Genomic DNA, 13,705 nt, shown 5'->3' with positions numbered 1-13,705 from the left:
TCATGGTGTGGGGTGCTCCTGCTCCGGCCTCCTCTGACACGAGGTCCAGCCGGGTCGTGGTGGGGCGACTAGGCGATGACCGCCGAGTCGATGTTGGTGAAGACGTGCTCGCGCATGTGCGCGGCGTCGACCGCGGTGATCACGGTGCGGTTGCGGACCGAGACGACGAAAGCCTTGTCGTCGACGAAGACGACCGACTCGCGCGAGCCCTTCGCCGCGGCGCGGTCCAGGCCGCCCGACAGGCGCTGCATCGTCGCCGGGTCGAGGTCGATGCCGCGGCGCTTGAGCCGCTCGACGGCGTGGCCGGAGAACTGCACCGAGGGGGTGCGCTCGGCCAGGATGTCGCCGAACGCGCGGCTCGGCGCCGCCACGGGCCGGGCGGCGGGCGCCGGCGCGGTGGCCGGCGGGCCGCTGATCCCCGGGGGGACCAGCGCGGGGTTGTGGCCGAGCGGGGTCATCGGACCTCGGTCACGCTGCCGAGCTCGATCCCGGAGGCGCCGCCGACGGTGAGCGTCGCGCCGTCCTCGGTGAAGCTGACCTTGTCGACGAGGCCGGAGTGCTCGCCTGTGCGGTCCTTCCAGGTGACGGTGCGGCCGACGAGGTTCAGGGCCGTCGTGTTGGCCGTGTCGGCCTTCTGGCTCTGGACCGCGGTGCTGATGTTGTTCAGCTGCTCGAGCATCGAGTACTGCGTCATCTGCTGGATGTACTGCTGCGAGTCGCCGGGCTGCGACGGGTCCTGGTGGCGCAGCTGCTCCACGAGGATCTTCAGGAAGGCGTCCTTGTCGAGGCCCATCGCATCCGGCTTCTTCCTCGCGTCCGTCGTCGTCGTGGCGGTCGTGGCCGCGGCGGGGGTCGTGGCCGGGGTGGTGCTCATGTCGTGCTCCTCGCTCAGGCCATCACGTCGACGATCGCGCCGGATCCGGCCCACCCACCCCGGGCCGTCGTCGCGGACTCGATGGGGTCGGGTTCGGGTCCGTCGCCCGGCGCGGGCGCCCCGGGACGTCCGGTGCCGGGCCGGCCGAAGCCGCCGTCGCCGCCCGCGGACGCGGGTTCGCGGTGACCCTGCTGCTCGCCGGCGAGGCTCAGGTCGAGCGACGCGACGGTGACGCCGCGCGCCTCGAGCGAGCGGCGCAGGTCGCCGAGGCCGCGGTCGAGCGCGGCGAGCGCCTCGGGATGCTCGACGTGGACCGTCGCGTGCAGGCCGTCGCGGTCGTGGCGCAGGCGGACTTCCACGCCGCCGAGGTCCGCCGGGTGCAGGACCAGCCGGGCGTGGGCGGCGTCGCGCGAGCGCGCGAGCTGGATGAGGTCGTGCACGCCGCCGGCGGCACGGGCGAGCGGCACGGGCGCGGGCAGCGTGACCGGGCTGCCCGCGGCGGGCGGCGGTGCGGTGGGCGCCGGCGCGGCGGCAGGCGGCGGCGCCGGGACCGGCGGGACGTCGGCCGGAGACGGTGCGGCCGCGGGTGCCGGGCCGGCCGGCGCGGGGATGGGCGCGGGATCCGGCGGTGCCGGCGCCGCGACCGGCGCTGCCCCCGCGGACGGGAGGCCGGGCGCGGCGCGGTCGGGGTGGTCCGGCGCATCCTGGCGACCGCCGCCGGCGGGTGCGCCGCCGGTCCCGGGGCCGCCGGGGGCCGCGGATGTCGCGGCCGGCGAGGCGGGCGCCGGCTGGTCCCCGGGCGCGGCGGGCGCGGCGGGCGCCGGCGTCTGGTCCTCAGCCGCTCCCGCGGCTGCCGTTCCCGCAGGGCTCGGGACGGCGGGCGCCTGGGCCGGCACGACCGGGGTCGTCGCGGCGGGCTCTGCGCCGGCGAGATCCGTCCCGGCGCCCGGCGCCACGGCGATGCCCGCGGCACCGGCGGGCGGGGCGACCGGGCCGGTGTCGGCCGGCGGCACGGCGGCGGCGGGAGCGGCGACCGGGGCGGGCACGAGCCCGGCGGGAGCGGCGACCGGCGCGGGCACGAGCCCGGCGAGCGCCGCGATCCCGGCCGCGGCGGCGCCGTCGGGCGCCGGCTCCCCGGCCGTCTCGGTGTCCTGGCGGCCCCCCAGCTGTGCGGTCCAGGCCTCTGCCTGCTGTCCGAGCACCGTCTCGAACGGTGTCCCCGGTGTGTCCGGCGCCGCGCTGGGCGGAGCGCCGGTGCCGCCTCCGGGCGGCGGCGCGGTGGTGATGGCTTCCATGCTCACGTGATGGTCGGCGTTGACAGGAACCCGCCCGCGTTCGTGCGGTACTCGGCCGCGTAGCCGAGGACCTTCTGCACGTACTGCTGCGTCTCGGCGTACGGGGGCACGCCGCCGTAGCGCTGCACCGCGCCCGGTCCGGCGTTGTAGGCGGCGAGCGCCTTCGTCTCGTCGCCGCCGAAGGCGTCGAGCTGCCGGCGCAGGTACTTCGCGCCGCCCTCGACGGCCTGGGCGGGGTCGTGGACGTCGGCGACGCCGAGCGCCGCGGCCGTGCCGGGCATGAGCTGCGTGAGCCCCTGTGCCCCGGCCGGGCTGCCGGCGTTCGGGTCGAAGTTCGACTCCTGGCGGATCAGCGCCTTCAGCAGCGCGGGGTCGACGCCGTTGCGCTGCGCCGCCGCGGCGATCAGGGCGTCGAACTGCGTCGAGCCGCCGCCCCTGCCGAGCGACGTCGTGGCCGCGGGCCCGGTCGCCGCGGCGAGCTGCGACCGGAAGCTGGTGGGCGCCGGCGCCGGCGCGGCGGCGGGCGGCGGCATGGCGGCGGCGGGCGCGGGGGCCGCGACGCCGCCGTTCAGGGCGCCGATGAGCCGCTGGATCTCGCCGACGCGGGCGGTGACGGCGGCGATGCTCATCGCGCCGCCTCCCCGCTCGCGCGGCGCCGGCGCAGGAACCCGGCCAGGGCCATCTCGTCGAGCTGCGCACCCTCGAGGCGCTCCATCTCGGCGCGGTGCTCGAGGCGGCCGCGCTCCTTGAGGCGCTCGAGGGCCTCGCGGGCCCGGCTCGCCTCGACGAGGGCGCTGCGACGGGCGTCGACCTCGGCGCCCGCGCGCTCGAGGGCGAGCTCCGCGTCGGCGCGCTGGCGCTGCAGCCGCTCGGCCCACAGCTGGTGGGCGTGCAGGTCGAAGGAGGCGACCGGCCCGCCGGACAGCACGCCGTCGCGGCGGTCGGACTGCGCCTGCGCGACCCGGAGCGTCGCGGCGTGGAGCATGGCCTGGCCGCGCACCTGCGCGCCGAGGCTGGCCGCGAGGTCCTCGCGGGCCCGGTCCTCGTCGTGCTCGCGAAGCTCGCGGACGCGTTCGAGGCGGAAGCGGAAGGGCTTGCTCACGATCTTGGTGGTCGGTCGGGGCGCAGGTGGATCAAGGGAAGCTGGACGCGTGTCGGACGCCTCGGACCCCTCAGCCCACACCGAGGTTCAGCGGCGGCAGCGCACTCGGCCCGCCGGAGGCGAACGGGTCGGCCGGCGACGGGCCCGCCGTCGCGTCGACCGGCTCGGCGTCGACGACCTCGGGCGCGCAGACCAGCTCGACGAGGCGCTGGTCGACCGCCTCGTACGGGTCCGCCTCGTCGAGGCCCTGGCGCAGGAACCGGTCGATGTGCTCCTTGAGGTCGATCGCCCGGTCGGTCTGCGGGTCGGTTCCGCGCTCGTACGCGCCGATGGCGATGAGGTCGGCCTTGTCGCGGTACGCGGCGAGCAGCCGCCGCATCTCCATGCCGGCCTCCCGCACGGCGGGCGTCGTGACGTCGCCGACGAGGCGCGACACGCTCTGCAGCACGTCGACGGCCGGGTAGTGGCCGGCGTGCGCGAGCTCTCGGGTGAGGACGATGTGGCCGTCGAGGATCGAGCGGACGGCGTCGGCGATCGGCTCGTTCATGTCGTCGCCGTCGACGAGCACCGTGTACAGGCCGGTGATCGAGCCGTGCTCGCTGGTGCCCGAACGCTCGAGCAGCTTCGGCAGCAGCGCGAACACGCTGGGGGTGTAGCCGCGCGTGGCGGGCGGCTCGCCGATGGCCAGGCCGACCTCGCGCTGAGCCATGGCGAAGCGGGTGACCGAGTCCATCATCAGCACGACGTCGGCGCCCGCGTCGCGGAAGGACTCCGCGATCGTCGTGGCGGTCAGCGCGGCCTTGATGCGCACGAGCGCCGGCTGGTCGGAGGTCGAGACGACGACGACGGAGCGCGCGAGCGCATCGCCGAGGTCGCGCTCGACGAACTCCCGGACCTCGCGGCCGCGCTCGCCGACGAGGCAGATGACGTTCACGCGCCGGCCGCCCGCGTCGCCGGGCGGCGCACTGCGCGCGATCATCCCCAGCAGCGACGACTTGCCGACGCCCGAGCCCGCGAAGATGCCGAGGCGCTGGCCCACGCCGGACGGGACGAGGGCGTCGAGCGCGCGCACGCCCAGGCCGATGCGCTGGTGGATGCGCGGGCGCGTGAGCGGATCGGGCGGCGCGGCGGTGACCGGGCGCGTCTGGCTCGCCTCGAGCGGGCCGCCGCCGTCGATCGGCGCGCCGAGGCCGTCGATCACGCGGCCGAGCAGGGCCGGGCCGACCGGCGCGCGCAGCTGGGTGCCGGTCGCCGTGACGACGTGGCCCGGACCGATGCCCTGCATCTCGCCGAGCGGCATCAACAGGGTGCGCTTGGCGCGAAAGCCCACGACCTCGGCCTTCACGGGTGCCGCGCCGCGGCGTGCGGCGATCTCGCAGACCTCACCGACCTGCGCCTCCAGCCCGGTCGCCTCGACGATCAGGCCGATGAGCTCGGAGACGCGGCCGCGGCGCAGGTGCAGGTCGGCGCGGCCCACGGCCTCCGCCAGGCGCCCGCTGCGCACGGCGTCGTGCGCGCCGGCGTCAGGCGGCGCTGAGCTCATGCTCGAGCACCTCGCGCGCGCGCTGCAGCTTCGTGGCGAGCGTCGCGTCCACCTCGCCCTCCTCGGTGCGCACGACGGCGCCGCCGCGCGGGACGCGCCGCTCGGCCTGGACCTCGCAGTGCTCGATGCCGCCGAGCTCGCCGACGAGTGCGCCGACGCGGTCGCGGACGAGATCGAGATCGCCGGGGTTGACGAGCAGCAGGACGCGCTCGCGCTCGACGAGGCGGCGCAGCGCGCCGCGCACGACGTCGAGGACGCGGGCGGGCTCGGCGGCGAGCGCGGCCCCCAGCGCCTGCTCGGCGATCCGCAGGGCGAGCTCCACGGCGGCGATCTCCGTGCGCTCGGCGAGGGCGTCCGTCTCGGCGGCGAGAGCGCGGGCGGCCGCCGCCAGCGCCTCGGCGGCGGGCGCGGCCGCGGCGACGGCCTCCTGGCGGCCGGCCTCGAAGCCCTCGGCGTGCGCCTGCGCACGGATCGCGCCGGCCTCCTGCCGGGCGAGCGCGAGGACGTCATGGGCCTCGCGCGTGCGCTGGGCGGCGGTGACGGCCAGGTCGGCGGGGGCCTCGAGCGGGGCGTACGTGAACTCCGGCATCAGATGATCGGGTCGGTCATCTACACGACCTCGTCCTCGCCGCCGTCGGACTGGCGGATGGTGATCGTGCCCGCGTCGTCGAGCACGCGCGCCGCGCGCACGATCTTCGACTGGGCCTCGTCGACGAGCGCCTTGCGCTGCGGCGGCATGGCCTCCATGTCCTCACGCAGCATCTCGGCGCCCCGCGACGACAGGTTGTTGAGCAGCTTGTCCCGGACCTTCGGGTCGACCCCGCGCAGCGCGATGGCGAGGTCCTTCTGGTCGATGTCGCGCAGCAGGACCTGGATGTCGCGGTCCGTGAGCGTGACGATGTCGTCGAAGGTGAAGATCCGCTGGCGCACCTCCTCGGCGAGGAGCTGGTCGGACTCCGACATCGCCTCGATGACGTGGCGCTCGGTCGAGCGGCCCGCCTGGTTGAGGATCTCGGCCAGCGACTGCACGCCGCCCGCGGCGGTGAGCTCCTGGTCGAGGATCGCCGACAGCTTCTTCTTCAGCGCGGCCTCGAGGTCGCGCACGACGAGCGGGTTGGTCTCGGACATCGTCGCGATGCGCAGGGCGACGTCGCCCTGCAGCTCCTTGGGCAGCTCCGCGAGGACGCGGGCGGCGATGGAGCTCGGCAGGCTCGCGACGACGATCGCGACGGTCTGCGGCGCCTCCTCCTGCAGGAACGCGGCGACCTGCTCGGGCGGCGTGCGGCGCAGGAAGTCGAACGGCTTGTGCGACAGCTTGCCGCTCAGCGCGTCGACGACCTCCTGGGCGCGCTGGCGGCCGAAGCGCTTCTCGAGGACCTCGTAGGTGTAGTCGAGCCCGCCGATGACGGCCTGGGCCGGCGCGGTGACCTCCTCGGCCAGCGCGTCGAGCACGCTCTGACTCGTCTCCGGCGTGACCTGCTTGATCGCCGCCATCTCGCGCGAGATCTCCTCGACCTCGTCGTCGTCGAGGTGCTCGAGGATGGCGGCCGCGCGCTCGGGGCCGAGCGCGATCAGCAGGACCGCGGCCTTGCGCCGGCCGCGGACCGGCGGTTCCGCGGTCACGCTCATCCCTGGTCGTCCTCGTTCATCCAGCCCCGCACGGCGGCGGCGACGCGCTCGGGCTCCTTGGCCACGACCTCCTCGATCTGCCGGCGGCGCGGGTTGCCGGCCGGCACGAGCGACGGCGGCGGGCCGTCGGCGAGCTGCGCGATCGGCGTCGGTGCGTCGAGCTGGCGCAGCCACGTCGGGTCGGTCAGCGCCTCGTTCTCACGGCGGCGCAGGTGGCGGGTGAGGAAGAACAGGAACAGCAGGGAGGCGAGGCCGAGCAGCGCGTACTTCGCGTAGCCGAGCATGCCGCCGGACGGCACGAACCCGGTCGGCGCCGCCGCGGGCTGCGCCGCGAACGCGATCTGGCTGACGGCCAGCGTGTCGCCGCGCTGCTGGTCGATGCCGGCGGCACTGGCGACCGCCGCGCGCAGCTGGTTGACCTCGGCGGCGGGAACCGTCTTGTCGACCACCAGGGCGACGTTCAGCCGCTGCACCGTGCCGGGAGCGACCTTCGTGTGCGTGACCGTCTTGTCGACGCCGTAGTCGGTCGACTCCTTCCTGTTCGTGTAGTTGGAGCGGCCGCCGGCGCCGCCCGCCGCGCCGGCGTAGCCGGGCACGTTGGAGGCGGTGCCCGCCGCGCCGCGGCCGCCCGCCGCGGCGCTGCCGCGCAGGCGCTCGTTCTCGATCGTCTGCTGCAGCGGCGTCCCCTTCTTGCCGTACTGGAGCCTCTCGACCGACGTGTCGTCGACGTTCAGGTCGGCGTTGACCTGCACCTGGGCCTTGCCGGGCCCGAGCATGCGGACGAGCATCGCGTTCAGCGACGCCTCCTGGCCGGCCGCGTACCGGGCCTCGGCGGCGGGCTTGGACAGCTCGCCCGCGCCGCCGGCGGAGCCGTCGCCCGCGGGCCACAGCAGCTGGCCGGAGCCGTCGGTGATCGTGACGTTGTCGGTCTTCAGGTCCTGGACGCTCGAGGCGACGAGGTTCGCGATGCCGCGCACCGCGCCCGGCTGCAGCGAGCTCGAGTCGCCGCTGAGCAGGACGGCCGCGGTCGCCGGCTTGGCCTCGTCGGCGAAGAGCTGGTCGTCGGGCATCGTCAGCTGAACCTGCGCGCCGGAGACGCCGTCGACCTGGCCGACGGTCTGCGCGATCTGCGCTTCGAGCGCGCGCTGGTACGCGACCTTCTGCTGGAAGGAGGACGAGCCGAGCTTCTGCTTGTCGAAGCCCGCCCACGGCTCGGTGGTGCCGCTGCCGCTGAGGCCGGCGTCCGCCAGTGCGATCTGCGCCTGGGCGCTCTTCGTCTTCTCGACCGCGAGCGCCGTCCCGTTGTTGCGCAGCTCGTAGCCGATGCCCTGGGCGTCGAGCGCCGCGGTCATCTTGCCGGTCTGCGCCGGGTCCAGGCCCGTGGAGAGCATCGAGTAGCTCGGCTTGGTGGCGAGGCTGAACAGGAAGTAGGCGATGACGATCACGGCGAGGGCGGAGCCCGCGAGCGCCAGCTTCTGGCGCATGGTCATCGTCTGCAGGAGCTTCATCCGGGCGTCGTCTCGCTAGACCGTGGTGTGCAGGACGTCGTTGATCGCCTCGACGGCCTTCGTCCGGACGGTCGAGGCCATCTGCATGGCGAGCTGGGCCTTCTCGACCGCCATGACGACGGCGGTCGGGTCGGTCGCCCGTCCGGTGGCCAGGGCCTGGGAGGCGGACGCGGCCTGGTCCTGCAGCGCCTGCAGCTGGCCGATCTGCTGGGAGAGCATGCCGGCGAAGTCCGCCCCGCCGGCCTCGGCGGCCTGCGGCGCCGCGTCGAGCTTCGGCACCGACCACTCGGCGCCGCTGGTGACCATGCTCGGATCGATCGGGATGGGGCTCATCGCAGGAGGTCGAGCGTCTTGGTGAACATCTGCTTGGCCGTCTGCATCGCCGTGACGTTCGCCTCGTAGGCGCGCGACTCGCTGATGAGGTCGACCATCTCGGTGACCGAGTCGACGTTCGGCATGGTCACGTAGCCCTGGGCGTCGGCGTCGGGATGGCCAGGGTCGTAGATGCGGCGGCCGGGCTCGGCGTCCTCGACGATGCCGGCGACCTGGACGCCGCCGGGCACCGCGCCGGACCCTCCCCCGGCCGGCCCCATCGCGCCGGCGAGCGCGGCCTGGAAGCCGCCCGCGCCGCCGGTCGCCTGCAGGACGACCTCCTTGCGGCGGTACGGCTGGCCGCCGGCGCCCTGGGTGGACTGCGCGTTGGCGAGGTTCTCGGCCGTGACGTCCATGCGCAGCCGCTCGGCCGAGAGGCCGCTGGCGGAGATGGACAGCGCGTCGAAGAGGCCCATCAGCGAACCCCGAGCGCGGACTGGATGATCCCGATGCGGCCCTGGGCGACCGAGACGAGCGCCTGGTACTCGAGCCCGTTGGCGGCGAGCTCGGCGGCCTCCCGGTCGACGTCGACGGTGCTGCCGTCGAGGCGCATCCGGGCGGCGCCGTCGACCTCGGCGGTGAAGCCGACCGTCTCGGCGTCCCCCGTGCCGGAGGCCTGCTCCAACATGCTGTGGAAGTCGACGTCGACGCGCTGGTAGCCGGGGGTGTTCGCGTTGGCGAGGTTCTGGGCCAGCGCGGTCTGCCGCGCGGCCGCGCCGCGCATGGCGGCGCCGAGGAGGTTCTGGGTCGGGTCGAAGAGATCCATGGCCAATCCGTGCGGCCCGTCCCTGGACCTGATCGCCGCCGGTTCCCTGGCGGCTCTCCGGTCATCGGACCGGCTCGGCGGTTCTTGAGCGGCGGCGAGAAGCAGGCGCGCGCGCAGGAAGTCAGCGGGCTCCCGGTCACGGACACCGATCGCGGACTGGTCCTGCAAGTGGGAGCCCTCGCGGAGGGCGCGCAGATCTCGATCTTCGACGCCGCGATCGCCTGCGCCGCGCGACGCGCCGGCGGCGGGACGCTCCTGACGGAGGACCTCGACGCCGGTCAGCGCTTCGGCGACGCGGTGGTGGACGACCGTTCGCCCGGTAGGGCCGCTATGCGGTGCGGTCGAGGACCCGGCGGCGGTCCAGGCCGGCGGGCGTGTAGCCCCGCGCGGCGGTGCGGCCGCGAGCGGCCGCCGCCACCTCGCGGCCGTGGTCGGCGAGCGCCGCGGCGAGGGCGACGGCGGCCTCGCGCTGGATGCCGAGCGCGAGGCGCAGCGTGGCCTGGGCAGGGGCCGCAAGCTCGTCGGGCAGTTGGGCGATCGCGGCGTCGCGGCGATCATGGACGTCTGACAGCTCGTCGCCGCGCCCGGCCGTGACGAGCTCGAGCTCGAGCTCGGCGAGGTGCAGCAGCTCAGCCGCGACGCGCCCCACGCCGGCCGGCGCGCTCCGGCCGGCCGTCGCTACGCGCTCTGCGCGATCTGCGCCCATGCCTCGCGGAGGTTGGCGACCTGGCGGATGAGGACCGCGAGCTTCTCGCGGTCGCGCTCGAGGCGCACCTCCCACAGCAGCTTCTTCCAGAAGACGTAGATGCCCTCGAGGTTCTCGGGGATCGCGCCGTGGCTCATGTCGAGCGTCGACAGCAGCTCGTCGATGATCGCCTCGGCGCGGTTCAGGCGGTCGTGGGAGTGGGCCACGGCCTGCTCGCCCATGGCGGCGTCGGCCTGACGCAGGAAGCGGATGGCGCCGTCGTACAGCATCACGACGAGCTGCCCGGGAGTGGCGGTCATGACCGCCTGCTCCTGGTAGGCGGCGGTCGAGGCGGCGTAGGGGTTCACGCCCCGGTCATCGGCCGCCGCCGCCCGACGTTGAGGCCACGCCGCGGCGCCTGGACGCGCGGGCGAGCGGGCGAGCGGGCGAGCGGGCGAGCGGGCGAGCGTTCGTAACGCATTCGCAACGGGTCGCTGGCAGAGTCGCCGGTGCATGGTGCTGCTCGTGGCGTTCGCGTTCCTGGCCGGTGCCGCCACCGCGCTGTCGCCCTGCGTGCTGCCCGTGCTCCCCGTCGCGCTGGCGGCGGGGGTGACGGGCGGGCGGCGGCGGCCGCTCGGCGTCGTCGTCGGGCTCGCGGCGGCGTTCGCCTTCGCGACGGTCGCCCTCGTCTACGCCATCGACGCCCTCGGCCTGCCCGACGACCTCGTGCGCACGCTGGCGATCGCCGTCCTGCTCGGCTTCGGCGTCGTGCTGATGGTGCCGCCGCTCGCGGCTCGCGTGGAGGCGGCCATCGGGCGGATCGTCCCGTCGCCGGAGGGCGGCGCGCACGCCGAGGGCGGCTTCGGCTCGGGCGTGATCGTGGGCGCGGGCCTCGGGCTCGTCTACGCGCCGTGCGCCGGACCGATCCTCGCGGGCGTCATCACCGTGTCGGCCGCCCAGCCCTTCACGGCGGGGCGGCTCGCCGTCGCGCTCGCGTACGCCGCGGGCAGCGCGGTCGTGCTCTACGTCCTCATGCTCGGCGGGCGGCGGCTGACCCGCCGGCTCGCGCGCCGCTCGGGGGCGCTGCAGATGGGCGCGGGCGCCGTGATGGTCGTCGTCGCCGTGTTGATGCTCGCCGACTACGACGTGCGCTTCCAGAACGCGATCGCCGACGACCTGCCGGCGTTCGTCGTCAACCCGACGCGCTCGCTCGAGAGCAGCCGGGCCGTCCACGACCGTCTGGCGGACCTCCACCCGGCGCGGCGCGGGATCGGAACCGCCGCCGCCCACCCGTCCGCGCTCACCCGGGCGGGCGGCATCCACGGGAAGGTCCTCCCGGTCCTCGGCACCGCGCCGGAGTTCCTCGGGACCCAGCGCTGGTTCAACACCCCGGGCGACCGGCCCCTGACGCTGCGCGAGCTGCGCGGCCGCGTCGTGCTCGTCGACTTCTGGACCTACACGTGCATCAACTGCATCCGCACGCTGCCGTTCCTGAAGGCCTGGGACGCGCGCTACCGCTCCGAGGGGCTGACCATCGTCGGCGTCCACACGCCGGAGTTCCCGTTCGAGCGCGATGCCGGCAACGTCCGCGACGCGATCGGCCGCAACGGGCTGCGCTATCCGGTCGCGCAGGACAACGAGTACGCGACCTGGAACGCGTACGGCAACGAGTACTGGCCGGCGACGTACCTGATCGACGCGCGCGGCCGGGTGCGCTACGTGCACTTCGGCGAGGGCGACGACGACCAGACCGAGCAGGCGATCCGCGACCTCCTCGCCGAGGCGGGCGACCGCCCGGGCGCCCACGCCCCGCCCGTGAAGGCCGAGGGCGTCTCGCGGCAGATCACGACGCCCGAGAGCTACCTCGGCTCCGCGCGCTTCGCGAGCGGGCGGCTGACCGACGGCGTCCAGGACTTCGCGGAGGCCGCCGCCGGCCCGGCCCCGAACGGCATCGCGTACGACGGCACGTGGGAGATCGCCCCGGAGGCGGCGACGGCGGTCCGCGACGCGAAGCTCAGCCTCGACTTCGGCGCGCAGCGGGTGTTCCTCGTCCTCGGCTCCGAGGACCGCCGCCCCCGGCCGGTCCGCGTGCTGCTCGACGGGCGGCCGATCCCGCCCGGACTGGCCGGGCCCGACGTGCACGGCGGCGCCGCGATCGTCGACCGCCAGCGGCTCTACCGGCTCGTGGACCTGCCCCGCGCTGGCCACCACGTGTTGACGCTCGAGGTCGCGCCCGGGGTCTCGGGCTACGCGTTCACGTTCGGCTGAGGCTAGGGGTGCCGACGGCGACCCGCACGCATCAGGGTGCGCCGGTGGCCGCTGTCGCCGGGAGGCGGGCCCCCGTGCGCTCTCGGGGTGCCGACGGCGACCCGCACGCATCAGGGTGCGCCGGTGGCCGCTGTCGCCGGGAGGCGGGCCCCCGTGCGCTCTCGGGGTGCCGACGGCGACCCGCACGCATCAGGGTGCGCCGGTGGCCGCTGTCGCCGGGAGGCGGGCCACCGTGCGCTCTCGGGGTGCCGACGGCGACCCGCACGCATCAGGGCTTTCCCTCTAATTGGTGCCGAGCCGGGCCGCAAGGTCCGTCATCTGCGCCTGGCTGCGCTGCATCGCCGACTCCATCGCGGTGAACTGCCTGCGCAGCAGCGCCTCCTTGGCGGTGAGGCGGTCGTCGAGGCGCGTCACCTTGTCGGCGATGCGCGTGACCTCCTTGCCGGCGCCGTCGATGCGCTGGTCGAGGATGCCGTTCGTCGTGACGAGCGGGTCGAGGAGCTTCTTGAACGACTGGCTGAAGCCCTCGGTGCCGGCGACGCCGCCGAGCAGCTTCTGTACGGACAGCGAGTCCTTGTCGAGCGCGGCGTTGAACGCGGGCTCGTCGAACGTCAGGCGGCCCTTGACCGAGTCGGCGTTCGTCGCGTCGGCGCCCGTCGTCGCGCCGGTCGAGATGCCGATCGAGGACAGCAGGGAGAACCCGGCGCCCATGCCCGCCACGGGCGAGCCGACCGACGTGCGCAGGTTGCTGAGGATGCCCTTCAGGCCGGAGTCGCCGTACAGCGCGCCCAGGGCCGCCTCGCTGCTGCTGGACGGGTTGGTCACGCGCTTCTCGCTCGTCTTGGACGAGACGAAGTCGACGACGTCGTTGTAGGCGCTGACGAACGCCTTCATCTTCGCGGTCAGCGCCGTTCGATCGACCCCCGGGTTCGAGACGTTGACGACCGTGCCGTCGCTGAGACCCTTGAGCGTCAGCTCGACGCCCGGGATGAGCCCGCCGATGACGTTGGACTGCTGGTCGGGCTGGTCGATTCCGTTGATGTTGACCTTGGCGTTCTGGCCCGGGCGGGTCGACACCGGCGCGCCGAGCGCGGCGCCGGTCGCCGTGAAGTCGCTGCTCGTCCCCGTCGTCCGGCTGGACAGCACGAGCTTGCCGTTGCCGACGTTGATGGCGAAGACGCCGAGCTGGGAGTTCGAGTTGATCGCCGACGCGGCTTGATCGATGTCCGAGTCCGGGTCGATGTTCACGCTCACGCCGCCGATGTCGATGGCGCTCGCCGTGGGCTGCGGCGTCCACACGAACGTCTGCTGCGCGGACGTCGCCATCTGCGTGACCTTGACGCTGAAGCCGCCGGGTGCGGCGCCGCCGGTCATGCGCACGCCCAGCTTCGCGGGGTCGCCCGAGTCGACGGTCTGCATCGGCGTCCACGACAGCGTCGAGCCGAGGTCGTCGGCGGCGGTCTTGAGGTTCTTCAGGCGCGTCTCGACGTCGCGCAGCGCGGACTGGCGCGTCTGGGCGGCGACCTTGTCGTGGCCCCAGCGCGCGGCGGGCGCGCGCTCGATCGACAGCAGCTGCGCGACGATCGTGTCGGTGTCCATCCCGGAGACGAGCCCTCCGAGCTGCAGGCCGGCCATGTCAGCGAACCTCCATGCGAACGGTGCG

The 13,705-nt window shown here is 74.8% G+C and carries 16 protein-coding genes; 1 reads left to right on the top strand and 15 read right to left on the bottom strand.

Annotation, left to right across the window (positions count from 1 at the left end; genetic code table 11):
• Positions 1–68: 68 nt before the first annotated feature.
• The 14 genes from DSM104329_RS00400 to fliS form a co-directional block, all read right to left on the bottom strand.
• On the bottom strand, positions 69–458 hold the full coding sequence (locus DSM104329_RS00400; protein WP_259313410.1) for a TIGR02530 family flagellar biosynthesis protein: 390 nt from the start codon (positions 456–458) through the stop codon (positions 69–71).
• On the bottom strand, positions 455–874 hold the full coding sequence (locus tag DSM104329_RS00395) for a flagellar hook assembly protein FlgD (RefSeq protein ID WP_259313409.1): 420 nt from the start codon (positions 872–874) through the stop codon (positions 455–457). Before DSM104329_RS00395 ends, DSM104329_RS00400 begins: the two co-directional genes overlap by 4 nt.
• Before the next feature lie 14 nt (positions 875–888).
• Positions 889–2,169, bottom strand: coding sequence for a flagellar hook-length control protein FliK (locus DSM104329_RS00390; RefSeq protein WP_259313408.1), 1,281 nt, complete (start codon positions 2,167–2,169; stop codon positions 889–891).
• Between the two features lie 2 nt (positions 2,170–2,171).
• On the bottom strand, positions 2,172–2,798 hold the full coding sequence (locus DSM104329_RS00385) for a lytic transglycosylase domain-containing protein (protein WP_259313407.1): 627 nt from the start codon (positions 2,796–2,798) through the stop codon (positions 2,172–2,174).
• On the bottom strand, positions 2,795–3,271 hold the full coding sequence (gene fliJ, locus DSM104329_RS00380) for a flagellar export protein FliJ (RefSeq protein WP_259313406.1): 477 nt from the start codon (positions 3,269–3,271) through the stop codon (positions 2,795–2,797). The genes DSM104329_RS00385 and fliJ overlap by 4 nt, the downstream gene beginning before the upstream one ends.
• A 70-nt stretch (positions 3,272–3,341) precedes the next feature.
• On the bottom strand, positions 3,342–4,814 hold the full coding sequence (locus DSM104329_RS00375; protein ID WP_259313405.1) for a FliI/YscN family ATPase: 1,473 nt from the start codon (positions 4,812–4,814) through the stop codon (positions 3,342–3,344).
• Positions 4,795–5,403, bottom strand: a complete 609-nt coding sequence (locus DSM104329_RS00370; RefSeq protein ID WP_259313404.1) for a FliH/SctL family protein — start codon at positions 5,401–5,403, stop codon at positions 4,795–4,797. The genes DSM104329_RS00375 and DSM104329_RS00370 overlap by 20 nt, the downstream gene beginning before the upstream one ends.
• A 20-nt stretch (positions 5,404–5,423) precedes the next feature.
• Positions 5,424–6,443: a flagellar motor switch protein FliG gene (fliG, locus tag DSM104329_RS00365; RefSeq protein ID WP_259313403.1), complete on the bottom strand. Its 1,020-nt coding sequence runs from the start codon at positions 6,441–6,443 to the stop codon at positions 5,424–5,426.
• Entirely contained in the window at positions 6,440–7,951 is a 1,512-nt protein-coding gene (gene fliF / locus DSM104329_RS00360; RefSeq protein ID WP_259313402.1) for a flagellar basal-body MS-ring/collar protein FliF, read from the bottom strand. Before fliF ends, fliG begins: the two co-directional genes overlap by 4 nt.
• Positions 7,952–7,966: 15 nt before the next feature.
• Positions 7,967–8,284, bottom strand: a complete 318-nt coding sequence (locus DSM104329_RS00355; RefSeq protein WP_259313401.1) for a flagellar hook-basal body complex protein FliE — start codon at positions 8,282–8,284, stop codon at positions 7,967–7,969.
• Entirely contained in the window at positions 8,281–8,739 is a 459-nt protein-coding gene (flgC, locus tag DSM104329_RS00350; protein WP_259313400.1) for a flagellar basal body rod protein FlgC, read from the bottom strand. The genes DSM104329_RS00355 and flgC overlap by 4 nt, the downstream gene beginning before the upstream one ends.
• Positions 8,739–9,089, bottom strand: a complete 351-nt coding sequence (locus DSM104329_RS00345; protein ID WP_259313399.1) for a flagellar basal body rod protein FlgB — start codon at positions 9,087–9,089, stop codon at positions 8,739–8,741. The genes flgC and DSM104329_RS00345 overlap by 1 nt, the downstream gene beginning before the upstream one ends.
• Positions 9,090–9,417: 328 nt before the next feature.
• Entirely contained in the window at positions 9,418–9,738 is a 321-nt protein-coding gene (locus tag DSM104329_RS00340; protein ID WP_259313398.1) for a hypothetical protein, read from the bottom strand.
• A gap of 29 nt (positions 9,739–9,767) precedes the next feature.
• Positions 9,768–10,142, bottom strand: a complete 375-nt coding sequence (fliS, locus tag DSM104329_RS00335; RefSeq protein WP_259313397.1) for a flagellar export chaperone FliS — start codon at positions 10,140–10,142, stop codon at positions 9,768–9,770.
• Between the two features lie 145 nt (positions 10,143–10,287).
• Between fliS and DSM104329_RS00330 the strand changes: the two genes are divergently transcribed.
• Positions 10,288–12,042, top strand: coding sequence for a cytochrome c biogenesis protein DipZ (locus DSM104329_RS00330; RefSeq protein WP_259313396.1), 1,755 nt, complete (start codon positions 10,288–10,290; stop codon positions 12,040–12,042).
• A gap of 282 nt (positions 12,043–12,324) precedes the next feature.
• Here the strand turns inward: DSM104329_RS00330 and fliD are convergent, their stop codons facing one another.
• Positions 12,325–13,677: a flagellar filament capping protein FliD gene (gene fliD / locus DSM104329_RS00325; protein ID WP_259313395.1), complete on the bottom strand. Its 1,353-nt coding sequence runs from the start codon at positions 13,675–13,677 to the stop codon at positions 12,325–12,327.
• Between the last annotated feature and the right edge of the window lie 28 nt (positions 13,678–13,705).

Origin of the sequence: Capillimicrobium parvum (assembly GCF_021172045.1) — a bacterium.
Taxonomy (GTDB): Bacteria; Actinomycetota; Thermoleophilia; order Solirubrobacterales; family Solirubrobacteraceae; genus Capillimicrobium; species Capillimicrobium parvum.
This window is presented reverse-complemented; position numbering and strand designations above follow the sequence as displayed.

Coding starts and splice junctions, on each gene's coding strand:
- DSM104329_RS00400 (WP_259313410.1), bottom strand. CDS start 458: ATGACCCCGCTCGGCCACAACCCCGCGCTGGTCCCCCCGGGGATCAGC.
- DSM104329_RS00395 (WP_259313409.1), bottom strand. CDS start 874: ATGAGCACCACCCCGGCCACGACCCCCGCCGCGGCCACGACCGCCACG.
- DSM104329_RS00390 (WP_259313408.1), bottom strand. CDS start 2,169: ATGGAAGCCATCACCACCGCGCCGCCGCCCGGAGGCGGCACCGGCGCT.
- DSM104329_RS00385 (WP_259313407.1), bottom strand. CDS start 2,798: ATGAGCATCGCCGCCGTCACCGCCCGCGTCGGCGAGATCCAGCGGCTC.
- DSM104329_RS00375 (WP_259313405.1), bottom strand. CDS start 4,814: ATGAGCTCAGCGCCGCCTGACGCCGGCGCGCACGACGCCGTGCGCAGC.
- DSM104329_RS00370 (WP_259313404.1), bottom strand. CDS start 5,403: ATGCCGGAGTTCACGTACGCCCCGCTCGAGGCCCCCGCCGACCTGGCC.
- fliG (WP_259313403.1), bottom strand. CDS start 6,443: ATGAGCGTGACCGCGGAACCGCCGGTCCGCGGCCGGCGCAAGGCCGCG.
- fliF (WP_259313402.1), bottom strand. CDS start 7,951: ATGAAGCTCCTGCAGACGATGACCATGCGCCAGAAGCTGGCGCTCGCG.
- DSM104329_RS00355 (WP_259313401.1), bottom strand. CDS start 8,284: ATGAGCCCCATCCCGATCGATCCGAGCATGGTCACCAGCGGCGCCGAG.
- flgC (WP_259313400.1), bottom strand. CDS start 8,739: ATGGGCCTCTTCGACGCGCTGTCCATCTCCGCCAGCGGCCTCTCGGCC.
- DSM104329_RS00345 (WP_259313399.1), bottom strand. CDS start 9,089: ATGGATCTCTTCGACCCGACCCAGAACCTCCTCGGCGCCGCCATGCGC.
- DSM104329_RS00330 (WP_259313396.1), top strand. CDS start 10,288: ATGGTGCTGCTCGTGGCGTTCGCGTTCCTGGCCGGTGCCGCCACCGCG.
- fliD (WP_259313395.1), bottom strand. CDS start 13,677: ATGGCCGGCCTGCAGCTCGGAGGGCTCGTCTCCGGGATGGACACCGAC.